The sequence below is a fragment of the Escherichia sp. E4702 genome, assembly GCF_963883545.1.
Taxonomy (GTDB): domain Bacteria; phylum Pseudomonadota; class Gammaproteobacteria; order Enterobacterales; family Enterobacteriaceae; genus Escherichia.
This window is the reverse complement of the sequence record NZ_CAWORF010000017.1, coordinates 172,689-188,341: the sequence shown is the minus strand read 5'-3', so window position 1 is coordinate 188,341 and position 15,653 is coordinate 172,689. Positions and strand designations below refer to the sequence as shown.

Below are 15,653 nucleotides of genomic sequence, written 5' to 3'. Positions count from 1 at the left end.
AAGTTATATTGTCGTTTGATTTACATCAAATTGCCTTTGGCTACAGACACTAAGGTGGCAGACATCGAAACGAGTATCAGAGGTGTCTATGAGTCACTCATCCGCCCCCGAAAGGGCTACTGGAGCAGTCATTACAGATTGGCGACCGGAAGATCCTGCGTTCTGGCAACAACGCGGTCAACGCATCGCCAGCCGTAACCTGTGGATTTCTGTTCCCTGCCTGCTTCTGGCGTTTTGCGTATGGATGTTATTCAGTGCCGTTGCGGTGAACCTACCGAAAGTCGGCTTTAATTTTACGACCGATCAGCTATTTATGCTGACTGCGCTACCTTCAGTTTCTGGCGCATTATTACGTGTTCCATACTCCTTTATGGTTCCAATCTTCGGTGGTCGTCGCTGGACGGCATTCAGCACCGGTATTCTGATTATTCCTTGCGTCTGGCTGGGTTTTGCCGTTCAGGATACCACTACGCCATATAGCGTCTTCATCATCATCTCTCTGCTGTGCGGCTTTGCTGGCGCGAACTTCGCCTCCAGTATGGCAAACATCAGCTTCTTCTTTCCGAAGCAGAAGCAGGGTGGCGCGCTGGGCCTGAATGGTGGTCTGGGCAACATGGGTGTCAGCGTCATGCAGCTGGTTGCTCCGCTGGTGGTATCACTGTCAATTTTTGCTGCATTTGGTAGCCAGGGTGTAACACAGCCTGATGGCACCGAGCTGTATCTGGCGAACGCGTCCTGGGTATGGGTGCCGTTCCTCGCCATCTTCACCATCGCGGCGTGGTTTGGCATGAACGACCTTGCTACCTCGAAAGCCTCCATCAAGGAGCAGTTACCGGTACTCAAACGTGGGCATCTGTGGATTATGAGCCTGCTGTATCTGGCAACCTTCGGCTCCTTCATCGGTTTCTCTGCGGGCTTTGCCATGCTGTCCAAAACGCAGTTCCCGGACGTGCAGATTCTGCACTACGCCTTCTTCGGACCGTTTATTGGCGCACTGGCGCGTTCTGCTGGTGGTGCATTGTCTGACCGTCTTGGCGGTACCCGTGTCACGCTGGTGAACTTCGTGCTGATGGCGATTTTCAGTGGCTTGCTGTTCCTCACCTTACCGACTGACGGGCAGGGCGGAAGCTTTATGGCGTTCTTTGCAGTCTTCCTGGCACTGTTCCTGACCGCAGGGCTGGGTAGCGGCTCCACCTTCCAGATGATTTCCGTGATCTTCCGTAAACTGACGATGGATCGCGTGAAAGCAGAAGGCGGTTCTGACGAACGTGCCATGCGTGAAGCGGCAACCGACACTGCTGCGGCGCTGGGTTTCATCTCTGCGATTGGCGCTATCGGTGGCTTCTTTATCCCGAAAGCGTTTGGTAGCTCACTGGCATTAACGGGTTCGCCAGTCGGTGCAATGAAAGTATTTTTGATTTTCTATATCGCCTGCGTGGTGATTACCTGGGCGGTATACGGTCGGCATTCTAAAAAATAAATCGTAATATTTGATTATCCTTTGCGCGGCGTAATGTCGCGCTTTTTTTATTTGTCATTTAGTTACAACATACTTTGAGGGCGATAATTATTTTCAATTGCGTCAATTAAGCACCATTAATATGTCATCCATGGGGGATACTCCTTAATACCCACCTGTATAAAAATCCGAAGTGTATAAATGTGAGATAGCATAAAAACCATTATTTTACAGTCTGTTAGATATAAACCCTTAATTACCCTTAAGGAGTATCTTAGGAATTTACTTTATTTTTCATCCCCATCACTCTTGATCGTTATCAATTCCCACGTTGTTTCAGAGCGTTACCTTGCCTTTAAACATTAGCAATGTCGATTTATCAGAGAGCCGATAGGCTCCCACAGGAGAAAACCGATGAGTAAATTCCTGGACCGGTTTCGCTACTTCAAGCAGAAGGGCGAAACCTTTGCCGATGGGCATGGCCAGCTTCTCAATACCAACCGTGACTGGGAGGATGGATATCGCCAGCGTTGGCAGCATGACAAAATCGTCCGCTCTACCCACGGGGTAAACTGCACCGGCTCCTGTAGCTGGAAAATCTACGTTAAAAACGGTCTGGTGACCTGGGAAACCCAGCAGACTGACTATCCGCGTACTCGCCCGGACCTGCCAAACCATGAACCTCGCGGCTGCCCGCGCGGTGCCAGCTACTCCTGGTATCTCTATAGCGCCAACCGCCTGAAATACCCAATGATGCGCAAACGCCTGATGAAAATGTGGCGTGAAGCGAAGGCGCTGCATAGCGATCCGGTTGAGGCATGGGCTTCTATCATTGAAGACGCCGATAAAGCGAAAAGCTTTAAGCAGGCGCGTGGACGCGGTGGTTTTGTTCGTTCTTCCTGGCAGGAAGTGAACGAACTGATCGCCGCCTCTAACGTTTACACCATCAAAAACTACGGCCCGGACCGTGTCGCTGGTTTCTCGCCAATTCCGGCAATGTCGATGGTTTCTTACGCATCGGGTGCGCGCTATCTCTCGCTGATTGGCGGTACTTGCTTGAGCTTCTACGACTGGTACTGCGACCTGCCTCCTGCGTCTCCGCAAACCTGGGGCGAGCAAACTGACGTTCCGGAATCCGCTGATTGGTACAACTCCAGCTACATCATCGCCTGGGGTTCAAACGTGCCGCAGACGCGTACCCCGGATGCTCACTTCTTTACTGAAGTGCGTTACAAAGGCACCAAAACTGTTGCTGTCACGCCGGACTATGCTGAAATCGCCAAACTGTGCGATCTGTGGCTGGCACCGAAACAGGGCACCGATGCGGCAATGGCGCTGGCGATGGGCCACGTAATGCTGCGTGAATTCCACCTCGACAACCCAAGCCAGTATTTCACCGACTATGTGCGTCGCTACACCGACATGCCGATGCTGGTGATGCTGGAAGAACGCGACGGTTACTACGCCGCGGGTCGTATGCTGCGCGCTGCCGATCTGGTGGATGCGCTGGGCCAGGAAAACAATCCGGAATGGAAAACTGTCGCCTTTAATACCAATGGCGAAATGGTTGCGCCGAACGGTTCTATTGGCTTCCGCTGGGGCGAGAAGGGCAAATGGAATCTTGAACAGCGCGACGGCAAAACTGGCGAAGAAACCGAGCTGCAACTGAGCCTGCTGGGTAGCCAGGATGAGATCGCTGAAGTGGGCTTCCCGTACTTTGGTGGCGACGGCACGGAACACTTCAACAAAGTAGAACTGGAAAACATTCTGCTACACAAACTGCCGGTGAAACGCCTGCAACTGGCTGACGGCAGCACCGCCCTGGTGACCACCGTTTATGATCTGACGCTGGCAAACTACGGTCTGGAACGTGGCCTGAACGACGTTAACTGTGCAACCAGCTATGACGATGTGAAAGCTTACACCCCGGCCTGGGCTGAGCTGATTACCGGTGTTTCTCGCAGTCAGATTATCCGCATCGCCCGTGAATTTGCCGATAACGCTGACAAGACGCACGGTCGTTCGATGATTATCGTCGGTGCGGGTCTGAACCACTGGTATCACCTGGACATGAACTACCGTGGTCTGATCAACATGCTGATTTTCTGCGGTTGTGTCGGTCAGAGCGGGGGCGGCTGGGCGCACTATGTAGGTCAGGAAAAACTGCGTCCGCAAACCGGCTGGCAGCCGCTGGCGTTTGCCCTTGACTGGCAGCGTCCGGCGCGTCACATGAACAGCACCTCTTATTTCTATAACCACTCCAGCCAGTGGCGTTATGAAACCGTGACTGCGGAAGAACTGCTGTCGCCGATGGCGGATAAATCCCGCTATACCGGACACCTGATCGACTTCAACGTTCGTGCAGAACGCATGGGCTGGCTGCCGTCTGCGCCGCAGTTAGGCACTAACCCGCTGACTATCGCTGGCGAAGCAGAAAAAGCCGGGATGAATCCGGTAGATTACACCGTGAAATCCCTGAAAGACGGTTCCATCCGTTTTGCGGCAGAACAACCAGAAAACGGTAAAAACCACCCGCGTAACCTGTTCATCTGGCGTTCTAACCTGCTCGGTTCTTCCGGTAAAGGTCATGAGTTTATGCTCAAGTACCTGCTGGGGACAGAACACGGTATCCAGGGCAAAGACCTGGGGCAACAGGGCGGCGTGAAGCCGGAAGAAGTGGACTGGCAGGACAACGGTCTGGAAGGCAAGTTGGATCTGGTGGTGACGCTGGACTTCCGTCTGTCGAGCACCTGTCTCTATTCCGACATCATTTTGCCGACGGCGACCTGGTATGAAAAAGACGACATGAATACTTCGGATATGCATCCGTTTATTCACCCGCTGTCTGCGGCAGTCGATCCGGCCTGGGAAGCGAAAAGCGACTGGGAAATCTACAAAGCTATCGCCAGGAAATTCTCCGAAGTGTGCGTCGGTCATCTGGGTAAAGAAACCGACATCGTCACGCTGCCTATCCAGCACGACTCTGCCGCTGAACTGGCGCAGCCGTTGGATGTGAAAGACTGGAAAAAAGGCGAATGCGACCTGATCCCGGGTAAAACCGCACCGCACATTATGGTCGTAGAGCGCGATTATCCGGCAACTTACGAACGCTTTACCTCTATCGGTCCGTTGATGGAGAAAATCGGTAACGGTGGTAAAGGGATTGCCTGGAACACCCAGAGCGAGATGGATCTACTGCGTAAGCTCAACTACACCAAAGCGGAAGGCCCGGCGAAAGGCCAGCCGATGCTCAACAGCGCCATTGATGCGGCAGAGATGATCCTGACGTTGGCACCGGAAACCAACGGTCAGGTAGCCGTGAAAGCCTGGTCTGCCCTGAGCGAGTTTACCGGTCGTGACCATACGCATCTGGCGCTGAATAAAGAAGACGAGAAGATCCGCTTCCGCGATATTCAGGCACAGCCGCGCAAAATCATCTCCAGCCCGACCTGGTCTGGCCTTGAAGATGAACACGTTTCTTACAACGCCGGTTACACCAACGTTCACGAGCTGATCCCGTGGCGTACGCTCTCTGGTCGTCAGCAGCTGTATCAGGATCACCAGTGGATGCGTGATTTCGGTGAAAGCCTGCTGGTTTATCGTCCGCCGATCGACACCCGTTCGGTGAAAGAAGTGATGGGGCAGAAATCCAACGGCAACCCGGAAAAAGCGCTCAACTTCCTGACGCCGCACCAGAAGTGGGGTATCCACTCCACCTACAGCGACAACCTGCTGATGCTGACTCTGGGTCGCGGTGGTCCGGTGGTCTGGTTGAGTGAAGCCGATGCCAAAGATCTGGGTATCGCCGATAACGACTGGATTGAAGTCTTCAACAGCAACGGTGCTCTGACTGCACGTGCGGTTGTCAGCCAGCGTGTTCCGGCAGGGATGACCATGATGTACCACGCGCAGGAACGTATCGTTAACCTGCCTGGTTCGGAAATTACCCAACAGCGTGGTGGTATCCATAACTCGGTCACCCGTATCACGCCGAAACCGACGCATATGATCGGCGGCTATGCCCATCTGGCATACGGCTTTAACTACTACGGCACTGTAGGTTCTAACCGCGATGAGTTTGTTGTAGTGCGTAAGATGAAGAACATTGACTGGTTAGATGGCGAAGGCAATGACCAGGTACAGGAGAGCGTAAAATGAAAATTCGTTCACAAGTCGGCATGGTGCTGAATCTCGATAAGTGCATCGGCTGCCACACCTGTTCAGTTACCTGTAAAAACGTCTGGACCAGCCGCGAAGGCGTGGAATACGCGTGGTTCAACAACGTGGAAACCAAGCCGGGCCAGGGCTTCCCGACCGACTGGGAAAACCAGGAAAAATACAAAGGCGGCTGGATCCGTAAAATCAACGGCAAACTGCAACCGCGCATGGGTAACCGCGCCATGCTGCTGGGTAAAATCTTTGCTAACCCGCATTTGCCGGGTATCGACGATTATTACGAGCCGTTCGATTTTGATTATCAGAACCTGCATACCGCGCCGGAAGGCAGCAAATCGCAGCCGATTGCCCGTCCGCGTTCGCTGATTACCGGCGAACGGATGGCGAAAATCGAAAAAGGGCCGAACTGGGAAGATGACCTGGGCGGTGAGTTTGACAAGCTGGCGAAAGACAAGAACTTCGACAACATCCAGAAGGCGATGTATAGCCAGTTCGAAAACACCTTCATGATGTATTTGCCGCGCCTGTGCGAACACTGCCTGAACCCGGCATGTGTGGCGACCTGCCCGAGCGGTGCGATTTACAAGCGTGAAGAAGATGGCATCGTCCTGATCGACCAGGATAAATGCCGTGGCTGGCGTATGTGCATCACCGGATGTCCATACAAAAAAATCTACTTCAACTGGAAGAGCGGTAAGTCTGAGAAGTGCATCTTCTGCTATCCGCGTATTGAAGCCGGTCAGCCGACGGTGTGTTCAGAAACCTGTGTCGGTCGTATCCGTTATCTCGGCGTGCTGCTGTACGATGCGGACGCCATTGAACGTGCGGCCAGCACCGAGAACGAAAAAGATCTCTACCAGCGTCAGCTGGACGTGTTCCTCGATCCGAACGATCCGAAGGTCATCGAGCAGGCGATTAAAGACGGTATCCCGCTGAGCGTTATTGAAGCTGCGCAGCAGTCGCCGGTTTATAAAATGGCGATGGAATGGAAACTGGCGCTGCCGCTGCATCCGGAATATCGCACACTGCCGATGGTCTGGTACGTGCCGCCTCTGTCTCCGATTCAGTCTGCAGCAGACGCTGGCGAGTTGGGCAGCAACGGTATTTTGCCAGACGTCGAAAGCCTGCGTATCCCGGTACAGTATCTGGCGAACCTGCTGACCGCAGGCGACACCCAACCGGTACTGCGTGCGCTGAAACGCATGCTGGCAATGCGTCATTACAAACGTGCTGAAACCGTTGACGGTAAAGTTGATACCCGTGCGCTGGAAGAGGTCGGTCTGACCGAAGCCCAGGCGCAGGAAATGTATCGTTATCTGGCGATTGCTAACTACGAAGATCGTTTTGTGGTGCCGAGCAGTCATCGTGAACTGGCGCGGGAAGCCTTCCCGGAGAAAAATGGCTGCGGCTTTACCTTTGGTGACGGCTGCCACGGTTCAGATACCAAGTTCAATCTGTTCAACAGCCGTCGTATCGATGCCATCGATGTGACCAGCAAAACGGAGCCGCATCCATGATCGAACTCGTGATTGTATCGCGTCTCCTTGAATATCCGGATGCTGCCTTATGGCAGCATCAACAGGAGATGTTCGAGGCGATTGCCGCGTCGGAAAATTTGTCGAAAGAAGATGCCCATGCGCTGGGCATTTTCCTGCGCGATTTAACGGCGATGGATCCGCTGGATGCCCAGGCGCAGTATAGCGAACTGTTCGACCGTGGTCGCGCCACGTCACTGTTGCTATTCGAACATGTTCACGGTGAATCCCGCGATCGTGGTCAGGCAATGGTTGACCTGTTGGCGCAGTACGAGCAGCACGGCTTGCAGTTAAACAGCCGCGAATTGCCGGACCATCTGCCGCTGTATCTGGAATACCTGGCGCAGCTGCCGCAAAGCGAAGCCGTGGAGGGTTTGAAAGACATTGCGCCGATTCTGGCATTGCTGAGCGCGCGTTTGCAACAGCGTGAAAGCCGTTATGCTGTGCTGTTTGACCTGCTGCTGAAACTGGCGAATACCGCTATCGACAGCGACAAAGTGGCGGAAAAAATTGCCGATGAAGCGCGCGACGATACGCCGCAGGCGCTGGATGCTGTCTGGGAAGAAGAGCAGGTTAAGTTCTTTGCAGACAAAGGCTGTGGTGATTCAGCAATCACTGCTCATCAGCGTCGCTTTGCCGGTGCCGTCGCGCCGCAATATCTGAATATCACCACCGGAGGACAGCACTAATGCAATTCCTGAATATGTTCTTCTTTGATATCTACCCGTACATTGCCGGGGCGGTCTTCCTGATTGGTAGTTGGCTGCGCTATGACTACGGGCAGTACACCTGGCGCGCGGCATCCAGCCAGATGCTGGACCGTAAAGGAATGAACCTGGCGTCGAACCTGTTCCATATCGGGATTCTGGGGATTTTTGTCGGTCACTTCTTCGGTATGTTGACGCCGCACTGGATGTATGAAGCCTGGCTGCCGATTGAAGTGAAACAAAAAATGGCGATGTTTGCTGGTGGTGCCAGCGGCGTGCTGTGTCTGATTGGTGGCGTGCTGTTGCTGAAGCGTCGCCTGTTCAGCCCACGCGTGCGTGCAACCACTACCGGAGCGGATATCCTGATCCTGTCGCTGCTCGTTATCCAGTGCGCGCTGGGCCTGTTGACCATTCCGTTCTCCGCCCAGCATATGGACGGTAGCGAGATGATGAAACTGGTTGGCTGGGCGCAGTCGGTAGTGACCTTCCACGGTGGTGCTTCTCAACACCTTGATGGTGTGGCGTTTATCTTCCGTCTGCACCTGGTGCTGGGGATGACGTTATTCCTGCTGTTCCCGTTCTCGCGTCTGGTACACATCTGGAGCGTACCGGTGGAGTATCTGACACGTAAGTATCAGCTGGTGCGCGCTCGTCACTAAGCACGACATAGTGCCTGATGCGCTGCGCTTATCAGGCCTACAGAGTCATGCAACTCATTGATATTACGTGGTATGTATGCCGGATAAGGCGTTCACGCCGCATCCGGCATAACGTAACGCACGTTGTCAGCCTGCTGAAATCATCAGTTACACATTGTCGATATTTCAGATTGTAGAGAAACGAACCTCATCGATATGATTGGCCCACCTATGGAGCAGTGAAGGAGCACTGACCGTGGATCAACCTAATCAATCGACGATCTCTGCGGCATTAAAAATAATCGCCACGGGGATCGCCTTACCCCCTGATAAAATTACCTCTCAACAACTGGATGTTCAGTTAAATAAACCTGCGGGCTACGTTGAGCGACGTTCCGGCATTTGCTGGCGCTATTTTGCCAGCAACGACGCCAGCCAGGCCGAACTGGCGGCAGAGGCTTTGCATAATGCGTTAGCATCGGCTGCCTTAAAACCTTCTGATATTGATCTGTTAATTTGTGCGTCAGCCATTGCCGTACAGGCATTACCCTGTAGCGCAATTCATATTCTTAAAGCCGCTGCTATGCCCGCAGGCGTTGCCGGATTTGATATCAACAGTAGCTGTGTCAGCTTTATTTCCGCTCTGGAAGTTGCTGCCGGATTATTAAACTGTGGAGCATATCGGCGCATTGCCATCGTCTCGGCAGATATTGCTTCACGTGGTATCGACTGGGATCATGAAGAGTCGTCACTCATTTTTGGTGATGGCGCGGCGTGTGCGATTGTCGAGCGGGGCGATGGTCGCAGCGGGATTATCGCCAGCCTGATCGAAATGTATCCCGAAGGTAACGAGCTGTGTGAAATTCGCGCTGGCGGCACGCGGTGTAATCCTCGTTCAGGCGTCAGTGATAGCGACTTCCTTTTTCATATGCAGGGGAAACCGCTGTTTCGTTTTGCCTCTTCACTTATTGAAGATTATTTTTCGCGCTTACTGCAAAAAAGCGGTCTGCAACTGGCTGATATCGGTACGGTCGTTCCGCATCAGGCTAGTCATCTTTCCCTTGAACATATGCGTAAACGGCTGCGAGTGCCGGAATCTGCGCTTATTGATGTCTACCGCTTCTACGGCAATCAGGTTGCTGCGTCTATACCCACAGCGCTGCATGAAGCGGTAATTAGCGGTCGTTTTACTGCGGATAAACCTGCGCTGTTGATTGGCACGGCGGCGGGGTTAACGCTGGCAGGCATGGTGCTTTTACCGTGAAAATTCTCGTGACGGGGGCGACCAGCGGCCTGGGGCGAAATGCTGTGCAATATTTGTTGCAATCGGGTGTTTCGGTTGTGGCAACAGGGCGAAATCGCGAGGTTGGCAAAGTTCTCGTAAGCGCAGGTGCACAGTTTGTGGCTCTCGATTTAACCGAGGCAACTGAGGATGACTGCGCCCGGTTGATGGAAGGCTGCGATGCCGTCTGGCACTGTGCGGCAAAGTCTTCGCCCTGGGGAGACAAAACGGCATTCTGGCTTGCCAATGTCAAAGCGACCTACACTTTGGCACAGGCGGCAGGCAGGCTGAACATTCCCCGGTTTATCCATATCTCCACGCCTGCAGTTTACTTTGATTTTCAACATCACTATGACCTGCCAGAAAATTATCTTGCGCGAACATTTTCCAGCCATTATGCCAGCAGTAAATATGCCGCTGAGCAGGCTATTGCCGGGGCAGTAGCGCAATATCCTGCCACGAGGTTTATTCTTTTGCGTCCCCGTGGTTTGTTTGGTCCTCATGATCAGGTGATTGTTCCTCGTCTGATGCAGCAACTGCAACAGGGGGGCGGCAGCTTACGTTTGCCACGCGGTGGTGAAGCGTTATTGGATCTCACGTTCGTGCAAAATGTGGTGTATGCCATGCAGCTGGCAACACAGGTTGAAGGCTTACGCTCGGGCAGTATTTACAACATCAGCAATCATCAGCCGCAGAAATTATCTGTAATGCTTGACGCCTTGCTGCGCCAACAACTGGGATTGAGCTACCAAATTGCTACCGTTCCCTGGCCATTGCTTTCTCTGGTCGCGCGCGGCCTGGAGCTGTACGGGAAATGCGTTAATCAGGAACCTGTTATCACACGTTACAGCGCCGGAACACTCTGTTTTGATATGACGCTGAGTGCGCAAAAGGCCATTACAGAGTTGGGATATCACCCGCGCTTTTCGATGGAGCAAGGTATTGCAATCACGGGACAATGGCTGAGGGAACATGGCAAAAATAACCGCATTTGAAACGGGCTGGTGTACCCATATTGGCTGCATTGCGCTAAAAGGGGCAGGGCTGAAAGTGTGTAAATTCCCCGCCCGCGCCAGGCTGCTGGAAGTGGGGGATAAACGCTGGCTGTGGGACACCGGCTATTCATCGTGGTTCGAACACTACACGCAATCCGGCGTATTTCGTCTTTATCGCCAGGTCACGCCGGTTTATTTCGATCCACAACAGGCGCTGGTGCGGCAACTTTCCGCACACGGACTGGCGGCAAAAGATGTTGATGCGATTATTCTGTCGCATTTTCACGCCGATCATATTGCTGGCCTGCGCGATTTCCCTGATGTCGCCTGTATCTGTTCTGGTGAAGGTTGGCAGCAGGTAAGAACGCTGCGTGGCATAGCCGCATTGCGTCAGGCCTTTGTGCCAGGGCTGATCCCGGAGAATTTTGACTCTTCACTGCGTTTTATTGAAAGTTTCGCATTGGTGAATATGCCTCCTGAACTGGCACCGTTTGAGAGTGGCTATTTGCTGCCAGAAAGCAATGGCGAAATTATCCTCGTGCCGCTTGCGGGTCATGCTGCCGGACATATTGGCGCATTTGTGTTGACCGACAATGGCTGGACTTTACTGGCTGGCGATGCCGCTTGGGCACCTGCAAACTACCGCGAACTGCGCGGGCCTTCACCACTGGCGCATCTGGTTATGTCCGACAGCCGCGCCTACTACCGCACGCTTGGGCAATTACATCAGCTTTGGCAAAACGGCGCAGTGGACATTCGTTTGTGCCACGAGGGGGATTTATGATCCCGCTGGCTTTACTCTGGCGCTACTTCCGTACCCGCAGGCTGCATTTCACCGATCGCCAGGCGCTGGAATACTGGCAGGCAAAAAGGCTGCATCAGTTCCGGCAAAATGTCTTATCTAAAAGCCCGTGGTTTCAGCGTTATCTGGCCTTGCCCTTTAACCAGTGGCCGTTGATGGACAAAGCGTTAATGATGACGCACTTCGATGAGATGAATACCGCGGGTTTAAAGCGCGACGAGCTTCTCGCCTGTGCAATGCGCAGTGAGCAGAGTCGTGATTTCAAACCCAGCGTGGGCAAGTTCAGCGTCGGGCTTTCATCAGGTACATCGGGGCGTCGTGGGCTTTTTGTTGTTAGCCCGCACGAGCAACAGATTTGGGCCGCCGGTGTGCTGGCAAAAGTGTTACCCGACGGTTTATTTGCCAGAGAGCGGGTGGCACTGTTTTTGCGCGCGGACAACAACCTCTATCAAAGCGTGAATAACCGCTGGTTAAGTCTCGACTTTTACGATCTGCTGGCGCCATTTCAGGCGCAACTCAAACAACTGGAACAGCGAGCGCCGACGATTATTGTCGCGCCAGCTCAGGTATTACGCGCACTGGCGCTGGCGGTGATTGCCGGAGAGCTAACGCTAAAGGTCAAAAAAGTGATCTCGGTAGCGGAAGTTCTGGAGTCGCAGGATCGGGAATTACTGCGAAGCGTGTTCAACAATGTGGGCGAGATTTATCAGGCGACAGAAGGCTTTCTCGCCTCTACCTGCCGGTGTGGCACGTTACATCTCAACGAAGAATTTGTTCACATTGAACCGCAATGGCTGGATGAGCACCGTTTCGTGCCGATCGTCACAGACTTTACCCGCACCACGCAGCCGGTGGTGCGTTATCGACTTGATGATGTGCTGGTGGCAAGTGAACAGCCATGCCCTTGTGGCAGTGCGGCAATGGCGATTGCGCGTATCGAAGGGCGGCAGGACGATCAACTGCAACTGCCGACAAGATCTGGCGATATGCAGACCGTTTTTGCCGATGCCTGTAGTCGGGTGCTGGCGATGACGCTGCCGTTAACTGCTGATTATCGCCTGCTACAAACCGGGGCAGCACAGCTAACGCTAATAGCAGATTGCGAACCGGGGATGCTGGAGCAGTGCCGGGAAGCGTTGAATGCTTTGTTTATGCGCCAGAATATCGCAGTGGAGCACTTGATATGGTTCCTTGAGTCGCAACCAGTGCCAGTTGCTTTTACAGCCAAGCGGCGGCGAATTGTGCGTGAGTGGGGGCGGGAATGAGCAATCTACTACTACGCCTGAAACAGATGCTGCTGGGCTGGGGAACCGTTGGGGTTATCTATAACTTTAGCGACTACCTGCAAGGTCAGGGATATCAATTAACGCCGTCAGTAATTGATAATCTGATTGCGTTTTCACCCTCTGCCGTGTGGCTGTATCTCTCGTTTTTTTTTAATTGTGCCGTTAGGTTATTTATCCACACCACTTTGCCACCTGCGCTGGCTGGCCCGCGCAATGCAACTTTCGGCACTTGTAGCTGGCTTGTTTTATCTTCTCTGGCCCACAACTATGCAATATCCCCCGTTTGTGCAGTCGGGGATCTCAACGGGTGCATTAAACGGGCTGATCGCCATTGACTCAAGTCAGAACTGTTTTCCCTCTTTACATGCGGCGCTCACGCTGTTGGCGGTATGGGCGATTGCCAAAAAGGGGAACCGTTGGCTGACGCTGATGAGTGTTGCCTGGGCGATAGCGATCGCCTTTTCGATTCTGCAATTACGCAGACATTTATTTATCGATTTAGTAGGCGGCGCGTTGCTGGCGTCGATTTGCGGTTGGATATGCGCAATATGCGAGAAAAGGAAGACGCAATATGAGTGATTTACTGTTTCCCATCATATTGATGGTGCTGTTGGTGTTAGCCGAAGCGGGCGTGTTGCAATTCACCGGGCGGCAAAAAGTGGAATGGCTGGACGTTATTTTTAATATCAACTCCGGTCATATGATGCTGTGGTTATTTCGCTGCCTGGAAGTGCTCTGCTATGGCCAGGTGGTCAATCACTTCAGCCTTGGGCTGTTTGATAATGCACCGGTGATCCTGCTATGGCTGTTTACTATCCTTGCGTGGGATTTTGGCTTTTACTGGCTGCATCGCTGGCATCACGAAATGCGCCCGCTGTGGGCGGTACATGTGGTGCATCATCAGGGTGAACACTACAACCTGTCATTAGGCGTGCGGAACTCGTGGTATTCCTCGTTAACCTCAATTCCATTTTTTATGCTGCTGGCGCTGCTTGGTGTGCCGTTACAGGTCTTTTTGGCAGTTTCTATTATTCACTATAGTTGGCAATTTTTTAACCATAACGCGCTAACGCCGAAACTGGGCTGGCTGGAAAAAGTGCTGATCACGCCTTCGCATCATCGCGTCCATCATCTGAATGAAAAGCAATATGCCGATACCAATTACGGCGGCACCTTTCTGTTGTGGGATAAAATTTTCGGTTCTTATAGCGCCGGGCCGGATCATGACGTGGCCTATGGCGTAAAAAATAGTCGCTTGTCCTGTAACCCGATGCGCGAGAGTAACCTGCCATTTTTACGCTTAATGGGCTTTCGCTCATTTGGCAAAGCGATTGAACGTCGCTACCAAAGTTCCGCGTGGGCAGTGGGGGCAGGGGTGATCCTGCTGTTTATGTTGGTGCTTGGCTACATTCAACAATATGGCTATGGCATCGAGTTTATTACCAGTGAGCAAGCCGTATTATTTGTTCTGCTGGTGGCAGGCTCCATTGCGCTGGGGGGCATGAGCGACGGGCAGCGTTGGGGAATGATTTTGTGGTGCTCTGTGACGTTGTCACTGCTCTATTTTATTCTTTATATGTGTTCATGGAGCACTCTGCTCTGGAAGGGATTAGCGGGCATTTTGCTGGCCCATTGCGTGTTATTCCTAATCGGTGTAGGACGTAAGTCGCTAAGGAAACGCTATGAACCTGTTTAATCCCGACAGGTTAATCACTTTTCCTGCTGATGATCCGCAACTGGTCAAACAGTTACAGAATGGTACGAAATCGTACCTCGCAAAAGTAGGCGGTCATCGTTATGCCGACGGCTGGGCATTCACCAAAATGGCGGCACTGATTATTACCTGTCTGTTCTGTTATTCACTGTCGTTGTCTCAAAGCCAGTGGGGGCTGTATTTGTTGTGGTATCTGGCGATGATGATTTGCGCCATGCTGTTAGCGGTCAATGTAGTGCATGACGCTTCGCATGATGCGTTTTTGCGTGGTAAAAAGGCCAATGCCTGGCTTAACCGGTGGGTTGCGTTCCCGATGGGACTTGATCCGGACTGCTGGCGGGTGCGCCACGTTCGCTTTCATCACGGCTTTACCAATATTGAATTTTACGATCCGGATACCGCAGAAAATGGCATTCTTCGCCAGACTCCATGGCAGCGGTGGCGACCTTTTATGCGCCAGCAACATCGCTACTGGCCACTGGTCGCGGCGCTCACCTTTCCCTGGTATATCTGGGTGGTGGACTGGCTCGATCGCGCCGGGTATACGCCGGTAACACGGCATCTGGCCCTGAGGGGTTTTGCTGGCTGGGGGTATTTCTTAGCCGGGAAACTGGCGCATTGCGCGCTGTGTCTGATACTTCCCTGGCTTTTGTCTGATTTTAGTTTTATGACCATCCTGCTGACTTATCTGCTTAGCCAGCTGCTGGCGTCATTGATCTTTGTGATGTTGATTATCGGAACGCACTGGGCGAAGGGGCATACGCAATTGCCGCCAGAAGAGGGCAAAATGGCCGTGGGCCGGTTGGCGCATACCTTCGCCACTACCTTTGACTGGACGCCGCAACCTGCATGGCTTGGCTACTGGCTGGGCGGAATTAATTTGCATCTTACCCATCATCTTTTTCCTCACTGGCATCATCGCCATTATCCAGCGTTAAGCCGCATTATCGCGCAAATTGCCAGCCAGCAAGGTCTGGATTATCAGTTATTGACGTTAGCGGATTTGCTGAGGCTACAGCAGCAGTTTTTACGGCGAATGGGGGAGAAATAGATTGATTG

Annotated in this window: 11 protein-coding genes and 1 pseudogene; all 12 read left to right on the top strand. The window is 52.9% G+C overall.

Annotated elements, in window-relative coordinates; all coding sequences use genetic code 11:
- Positions 1–88 precede the first annotated feature (88 nt).
- A complete protein-coding gene (gene narK / locus AACU94_RS10250) occupies positions 89–1,480 on the top strand; it encodes a nitrate transporter NarK (protein WP_135489387.1) in 1,392 nt (463 codons plus the stop codon).
- A gap of 393 nt (positions 1,481–1,873) precedes the next feature.
- Complete coding sequence (locus AACU94_RS10245) at positions 1,874–5,617, top strand: nitrate reductase subunit alpha (protein ID WP_135489386.1); 3,744 nt, start codon at positions 1,874–1,876, stop codon at positions 5,615–5,617.
- Positions 5,614–7,152 carry a nitrate reductase subunit beta gene (gene narH / locus AACU94_RS10240; RefSeq protein WP_046082940.1) on the top strand — a complete coding sequence of 513 codons (1,539 nt, stop codon included), beginning with the start codon at positions 5,614–5,616 and terminating at the stop codon, positions 7,150–7,152. Before AACU94_RS10245 ends, narH begins: the two co-directional genes overlap by 4 nt.
- Positions 7,149–7,859, top strand: coding sequence for a nitrate reductase molybdenum cofactor assembly chaperone (gene narJ / locus AACU94_RS10235; protein ID WP_000571678.1), 711 nt, complete (start codon positions 7,149–7,151; stop codon positions 7,857–7,859). Before narH ends, narJ begins: the two co-directional genes overlap by 4 nt.
- Complete coding sequence (gene narI, locus AACU94_RS10230) at positions 7,859–8,536, top strand: respiratory nitrate reductase subunit gamma (RefSeq protein ID WP_001160110.1); 678 nt, start codon at positions 7,859–7,861, stop codon at positions 8,534–8,536. The genes narJ and narI overlap by 1 nt, the downstream gene beginning before the upstream one ends.
- 235 nt (positions 8,537–8,771) lie before the next feature.
- The gene (locus AACU94_RS10225) at positions 8,772–9,779 is read left to right on the top strand and encodes a 3-oxoacyl-[acyl-carrier-protein] synthase III C-terminal domain-containing protein (RefSeq protein ID WP_135489385.1); all 1,008 of its coding nucleotides are present in this window, start codon (positions 8,772–8,774) and stop codon (positions 9,777–9,779) included.
- On the top strand, positions 9,776–10,792 hold the full coding sequence (locus AACU94_RS10220; protein WP_135489384.1) for an NAD-dependent epimerase/dehydratase family protein: 1,017 nt from the start codon (positions 9,776–9,778) through the stop codon (positions 10,790–10,792). The genes AACU94_RS10225 and AACU94_RS10220 overlap by 4 nt, the downstream gene beginning before the upstream one ends.
- A complete protein-coding gene (locus AACU94_RS10215; RefSeq protein WP_135489383.1) occupies positions 10,770–11,576 on the top strand; it encodes an MBL fold metallo-hydrolase in 807 nt (268 codons plus the stop codon). The genes AACU94_RS10220 and AACU94_RS10215 overlap by 23 nt, the downstream gene beginning before the upstream one ends.
- Positions 11,573–12,859: a F390 synthetase-related protein gene (locus AACU94_RS10210; protein ID WP_135404283.1), complete on the top strand. Its 1,287-nt coding sequence runs from the start codon at positions 11,573–11,575 to the stop codon at positions 12,857–12,859. Before AACU94_RS10215 ends, AACU94_RS10210 begins: the two co-directional genes overlap by 4 nt.
- A pseudogene (locus AACU94_RS10205) lies at positions 12,856–13,459 on the top strand (phosphatase PAP2 family protein). Before AACU94_RS10210 ends, AACU94_RS10205 begins: the two are co-directional and overlap by 4 nt.
- Positions 13,452–14,576, top strand: a complete 1,125-nt coding sequence (locus AACU94_RS10200) for a sterol desaturase family protein (RefSeq protein WP_135489382.1) — start codon at positions 13,452–13,454, stop codon at positions 14,574–14,576. Before AACU94_RS10205 ends, AACU94_RS10200 begins: the two are co-directional and overlap by 8 nt.
- Complete coding sequence (locus AACU94_RS10195; protein ID WP_135489381.1) at positions 14,563–15,645, top strand: fatty acid desaturase family protein; 1,083 nt, start codon at positions 14,563–14,565, stop codon at positions 15,643–15,645. Before AACU94_RS10200 ends, AACU94_RS10195 begins: the two co-directional genes overlap by 14 nt.
- Positions 15,646–15,653: the final 8 nt, after the last annotated feature.